This is a genomic window from bacterium, assembly GCA_016873475.1.
Classification (GTDB): Bacteria; Krumholzibacteriota; Krumholzibacteriia; order JACNKJ01; family JACNKJ01; genus VGXI01.
The window spans coordinates 1-2,911 of record VGXI01000310.1; the positions used below are offsets into that span (position 1 = coordinate 1).

Annotated in this window: 3 protein-coding genes; 1 reads left to right on the forward strand and 2 read right to left on the reverse strand. The window is 67.8% G+C overall.

Annotated elements, in window-relative coordinates; all coding sequences use genetic code 11:
* Positions 1-104: 104 nt before the first annotated feature.
* Together FJ251_15140 and FJ251_15145 are read right to left on the reverse strand one after the other, a co-directional pair.
* Positions 105-905, reverse strand: a complete 801-nt coding sequence (locus FJ251_15140) for an ATP-binding protein (GenBank protein MBM4119036.1) — start codon at positions 903-905, stop codon at positions 105-107.
* The gene (locus FJ251_15145) at positions 871-2,520 is read right to left on the reverse strand and encodes a transposase family protein (GenBank protein ID MBM4119037.1); all 1,650 of its coding nucleotides are present in this window, start codon (positions 2,518-2,520) and stop codon (positions 871-873) included. The genes FJ251_15140 and FJ251_15145 overlap by 35 nt, the downstream gene beginning before the upstream one ends.
* Before the next feature lie 125 nt (positions 2,521-2,645).
* Here FJ251_15145 and FJ251_15150 point away from each other — a divergent pair.
* Positions 2,646-2,911, forward strand: a 266-nt coding sequence (locus FJ251_15150) for a hypothetical protein (protein MBM4119038.1), incomplete at its 3' end; no start/stop codon positions are given.

Here is a 2,911-nt window from a genome sequence, read left to right on the forward strand (position 1 = left end):
CCAGGCCACCAACGTTGTCGCTTTTCACGAGGATGGGACCCCAGTTTTTCACGAGCATTCCCCCCGGGGTCGGGAACGAGCTCGGTGTCCTGACGTAGTCCAGCCTACCCTGTTCGCCTCCCGCCTGTCGAGCCCCTGCTTTGCGCAGCCCGCCCTGGCTTGAGCCGCTGCCTGTAGGATTCGCCCTCGATGACCAGATCGTAGGCCGTGCTGGTGAAGCGATCGATCGCGCCTTGAGCTCGGACCGGGTCGGCGAACGTGGCCAGCCATTCGTCGGGCCCACGGTTGCTGGTGATGATCATCGAGCCGGAGCGATGGCGCTCGACGAGGATGTCGTAGGCGTCGCGGCTTTCGGTTGGCGGCATCAGGTCCAGGCCGAAGTCGTCCCCGATCAGCAGGTCGACCGCGACCAGGCGCCGCAGCTCGGCGTCGTAGGAGTTGTCCACGCGGGCTTGCTGCAGGCTCTTGAGCAGCTTGTCGGTGCGGACGGCGAGCACCGAGAGGCGGCGGCGGCAGGCGATGTGCCCGAGCGCATGAGCCAGGAACGTCTTGCCGACCCCGACGGGGCCGACGATGGTCACGTTCTGGCGCGCTTCCAGGAAGCGGAGCGTGGCCAACTCACTCAGCAGGCTTCGGTCGTAGTGCACCGCCGCGTCGTCGTCCCATAGTTCGAGCCGTGCGTCCGGATCCAAGGCTGCCCGCCGGGCCCGCAGCGTGGCAGCCTGGCCGTCGCGCCGCGACGTCTCGTCCTGCAGCACCAGCAGCAGGAAGTCCTGATGCGGCATCTGCAGTTGACGCGCCTGCAGCAGCCGTTCTGGCAGCACGTCGAGCACCGGCGAGAGCCGCAGCTGCCGCAGCACGCCCTTCAGGTCAGGTGAGATGGTCGGCAGAGTCGTCGTTGTCATGGCCGTCCTCCTGGTTCGGGTTCTTGTGGGTGGTGCCGCCGAACGCCAGCGCGTACTGGCTGGCTGGCCGCAGGTAGCGCGAGATGGGCACCACGCGTGCCGGCCCGGCCGCGGGCGGGCGGGTGCCGTCGGTGTTGATGATGCGCTCGAGGCGGTTGACGTTGACGATCTCGGCCGCCAGTGCCCGCTCGCAGGCCGGTTCCACGCGATGTGCGCCATAGCGGCGGACCAGCGCCAGCAAGGCGTACACGCTGCGCATGCTCGCCCACGGCAACGGCCCGTCGAGCAGGGCGGCCGCGTAGCGGCCGATCACCGGGCCGTCGCGGTCGGCCTTGCGCTGCAGGAAGGCCACGTCTCGCATGGCGTAGGCGGTCTTGTGCGCGGGGAAGTCGTGCGGGTCGATCGAGCGGCCGCCGGGCGGCTGTCGCGGGTGGGTCTTGACCAGCTTCTGGCCGTCGTAGAACCGCACCAGGCTGCTGTCGGCGCGGGCGGTCAGCCGCCGGCCGATCAACGCCGTCGGCAGCGAGTACACCGCCCGGGCCACCTGGGCCAGATGGTCACGGGCGACCTTCGGTTCACACCACAGCGGGATGTCGTACGCCGCGATCGGAGCCGGCAGCAGATGCGCCTGTTCGACGGCCTGGAAGTGCTCGCGTGGCAGCCGGCCGGTGCTGCGGCAACGACGCAGGCCGGCTTCCTCGCCGCTCCAGAACCGCGCCCGCTGGCGAGCCTCGGCCAAGCTGGTCAGGTGCTCGGCGGTGAAGCAGTCGTCACGCACATAGCTGACCGTGCGCTCAACGCGACCCTTGTCCTGCGGCGAGCGCACTCGCGTCGGGTCGATATGGAAGCCGCGGGCCTGAGCGTACTCCAGGAACGTCCGGTTCAGGCGCGGCCCAGTCGGGTCGCTCTGGTCGACGATGACCTTCGTGTTGTCCGGCACCAGGACCCGGAACACCCCGCCGTAGAACTCCCATGCCGCCTCGCAGGCTTCGATCGCCGACTCGATCGTCTCTTGGAAGCACGGCCACACGAACCGGTAGCGGCTGACGTTCGGCGTAAAGATCCAGGCGCGGATCCGTCGCCGTCGCCCCGTCGCGTCCGGCTCCAGATACGTCATCCAGCCCGTGTCCACCTGCAGCTCACACCCCGGCTCGCCGTCGATCACCGGCACCGTGGCGGCCCGGCGACCGAAGTCCAGTTCGCTCACGCTGAACCGGTAGAGGGTCGCATACGGGACGTCCGTGCCCTGCCGCTGCAGCAGGCGGTGCACCTTGGTCAGGCGCACTCGCCGGCTCAGGTGGCCGGCGATGAACGCCCGCTGCCCCTCGCACTGCAGCCACGCCTCACCCTTGACCCGTTCGCGGTTCGGCTCCAGCGCGAGCGCCAGCTGGTAGCACAGCTCGTCGGTCAGCGCGGCGGCCGGCGTGCCGGGAGCCAGGCCCAGTTCTGCCGCAGCCGCCAGATACCGGCGGACCGACTTCACATCCACCCCCAACTGCTTGGCAATACGCTTCTTAGGCACGCGGTCCAGCCACAGAAGCACCACTTCCTTGATCTCAAGCATCGTGACCTCACGAAACGCCATGGTTGCGCCCTCCAGGTCCGGGGCCACCATGGCTCCCAGACCGGAGTGCGTAAGCGTCAGGCCACGTCCCGGGCAAGGGGGGAATGCTCGTGAAAAACTTCAGCCCAAGGGGGGGAATGCTCGTGAAAAACTCAGGCGGCAGGGGTCCATAGCTCGTGAAAATCTACATCCGATTGCGTCAAAGTGACACGAATTGGGACCCGTACAACGGCAGTCAGGGATTGGGGCACCTGTGGGATCACACCGATCCCGCGACGTGCGAGTACGATAGCAGCTATTCCGGCGCGAATCCCGACCCGACCAACATCATGGCCTATACGCATCCGGTCTGCATGGAGGGCTTCACGCCCGGCCAGGCGGATCGGATGCTGGCCATGATCGAGACGGCGAGTCTCCTGCAGAACAAGCAGGAGAAGGTAGG